We start from the raw sequence: 1,522 nt of genomic DNA, 5'->3' as shown, positions 1-1,522 counted from the left end.
TGACCGCGCAGCTCAGTGTGCAGGCCGAGCCGGGCCGCATTTGCGCCTATATGCAAACGGCGCTGGAAAATCTGGTGCAGGCGCTGGAGCAGGCGCCGCACACGCCGGTAGCGGCCGTCGAGGTGTTGCCGCCGCAGGAGCGCGAGCAGCTGCTGGTGGAATGGAACGACACTGCGCAAGCCTATGCGCAGGACCAGACCCTGCACGGCCTGTTTCGGCAGCAGGCCGCGCGCACGCCGGAGCGGGTGGCCGTGCTGTGCGAGGACCGGCAATTGAGCTACCGCGAACTGGACGAGCGTTCGGAGCGCCTGGCGCACTACCTGCGCGGCCAGGGGGTGGGCAGGGAAAGCCTGGTGGCGATTTGCGTCGAGCGCGACCTGGACATGCTGGTCGGCCTGCTCGGCATCCTGAAGGCTGGCGGCGCCTACGTGCCGCTCGATCCCGGCTATCCGAAGGAGCGGCTGGCCTACATGCTGGAGGACGCCAGGCCCGCGCTGCTGCTGACCCAGCAGTCGCTGCTGGGGCTGCTTTCGGCCGACGTAGTGACCGTTTGCCTGGACGGCGGCTGGGAGGCCGCAGTCGGCTCCGGCCTGGCGCCCGATGGCGGCGCCACGGCGGACCAACTGGCGTATGTGATCTACACCTCGGGTTCGACCGGTCAGCCGAAAGGCGTCGGAGTCACCCATGGCAACGTGAACAGCTTCCTGCACGCGATGCGCGGGCAGCCGGGGATAGTGGCTGACGATGTGCTGCTGGCGGTGACGCCGCTGTCCTTCGATATTGCCGGCCTTGAGCTGTTCCTGCCGCTGAGCGTGGGCGCGGCGACGGTGATTGCGCCGCGCCAGGTGGCAGCCGATCCGGCCCAACTGGCCCGGCATATCGCCCGGCATGGCGTGACGATGATGCAGGCCACGCCGTCGACCTGGCGCATGCTGGTCGAACAGGGCTGGCAGTACGAGGGCCAGCCGCTCAAGCCGTTCAAGTTGCTGTGCGGCGGCGAGGCGCTGTCGGCGGCGCTGGCGGAAGAACTGCTGCGGCGCGTGCCGGTGGTGTGGAATATGTACGGCCCGACGGAGACGACGATCTGGTCGGCGCTGTGCGCGATTACGGACCTGGAGCACGGCATCCCGATCGGGCGGCCGATCGCCAACACGCAGATCTACCTGCTCGACGAGCAATCGCGCCCGGTGCCCGTCGGGGTTGCCGGTGAGGTGCATATCGCCGGCGCCGGCGTGGCGCGCGGCTACGTAAACCGGGACGAGCTGACGGCCGAGCGCTTCGTGCCCAATCCCTTCGGTGCGCCCGATGCGCACATGTCGCGCATGTACAAGACCGGCGACCTGGCGTGCTATCTGCCGGACGGCAGGATCGAATACCTGGGCCGCATCGACCAGCAGGTGAAGCTGCGCGGCTTCCGCATCGAGCTGGGGGAAATCGAAACCTGGCTGGCGCGGCACGCGGCGGTGCGCGAGGCAGTGGTGGTGGCGCGCGAGGACAGTCCGGGCGACCAGCGCCTGGTCGC

1 protein-coding gene is annotated in these 1,522 nt (G+C 69.1%); it reads left to right on the top strand.

The genetic code is table 11. The features are described from left to right. On the top strand, positions 1 to 1,522 hold a 1,522-nt coding region (locus O3298_RS29110), incomplete at both ends, for an amino acid adenylation domain-containing protein (RefSeq protein ID WP_305061205.1).

It is taken from the genome of Janthinobacterium sp. SUN137 (assembly GCF_030587265.1).
In the GTDB taxonomy this organism is placed as follows: Bacteria; Pseudomonadota; Gammaproteobacteria; order Burkholderiales; family Burkholderiaceae_D; genus Janthinobacterium; species Janthinobacterium kumbetense.
This window is presented reverse-complemented; position numbering and strand designations above follow the sequence as displayed.